General features: G+C 58.1%; 2 protein-coding genes. Both read right to left on the bottom strand.

Annotated elements, in window-relative coordinates; genetic code table 11:
* Positions 1-271: 271 nt before the first annotated feature.
* The gene (locus D7X94_RS17960; RefSeq protein ID WP_147401781.1) at positions 272-559 is read right to left on the bottom strand and encodes a hypothetical protein; all 288 of its coding nucleotides are present in this window, start codon (positions 557-559) and stop codon (positions 272-274) included.
* Complete coding sequence (locus D7X94_RS17955) at positions 559-954, bottom strand: hypothetical protein (RefSeq protein ID WP_120429183.1); 396 nt, start codon at positions 952-954, stop codon at positions 559-561. Before D7X94_RS17955 ends, D7X94_RS17960 begins: the two co-directional genes overlap by 1 nt.
* Positions 955-1,095: the final 141 nt, after the last annotated feature.

The raw sequence follows: 1,095 nt of genomic DNA, 5'->3' as shown, positions 1-1,095 counted from the left end.
ATTGACGCTTCATGCTCTCACCCCCTCCCGCTCCGCCGGAAATCCCCTGCATTCGGGCAAGTTTTCCAATGTGGCACAAAGGCAACGGGAAGATCGCGGCTTTCCTCTTCCGGGTGGGCAACCCGCCCGACAATCACCGCGCCGTCGTCCGTCACGAAACGGTCGCGCCCGTCCCCCTCGATCAAGAATACGGGTTCAGGGTCAACGGGCATATTCTTTCCGGCTGTCGTCTTTATCCAGTCGATAGCACGCCCGCACCCGCGGCAAGCACTCATACAACGCACCCCCGTTCTGCATAGGCTTTCGCGCCGATCTCCAGCATTCCCCGAATAAAAATCAGGGTGTCGCGCTCCGCCTGTGCGTCGGCTTCCCACGCCTTGACCTCTTCCGGCTTCAACCTCCGGGCGGTCAGGTCAGACAGGCCGCACCAATAGTCGCTGGGGCTTATCCCGTATTCCCGGCAAAACTCCCGCTTTGCCTGATTGCCGGACGCGGCCCAAACGTGAAGCGTGCGCCCGCTCGAACTCTGTACCATGTAAAGAAATTTCGGCTTGTCCATCATTGCACCGCCTTTCCCGTCGCCGGATATGGCGACAAGCGTTGATAAATGCAAATCGCTTCATGACCGACGTTCGGATTTTCCGGCCTGAACAGAACAACATATTGACGGGCGGGCGCGGCCCGCCACAACTGTTCAGCGAACCCCAGCGCGTTTACATACGTTACCCGGCGGCTCCGCTCCAAGTAGGCCGCGGCGCGGGCTTCCTCGCTGTCGAAATCTTCAAAGAGGGTCGAACTCCCGGCGATTTCCAGCGTCACCCGTAGGGAAAGAGAATCGCCCGCCGGGTCTTGATCGTATTCCCTCCAAATGGGCCGCGGGTCATTCTCCCGGTTGCGCGTGATAAGCTGTCCCGCCATCCGTGTCCAGTCCGGGAATTTGACTTTCTTTTTCATGCGTCCCCCTCCTTTCTATCCGTCATAGCACCCGCAAGGCGCACCGCAAATACACCCGCCGGGAGATTCAGGGAAAAGATCGTCAAGGGTTATTTGCGCGGCTTCAAATTCTTTTTGTGCTATGATTTCTTCTATATAGCT

This window comes from Acutalibacter sp. 1XD8-33 (genome assembly GCF_003612555.1).
Lineage (GTDB): Bacteria > Bacillota > Clostridia > Oscillospirales > Acutalibacteraceae > Acutalibacter.
The sequence above is the reverse complement of the archived record's forward strand: the minus strand, read 5'-3'. Positions and strand labels throughout refer to the sequence as shown.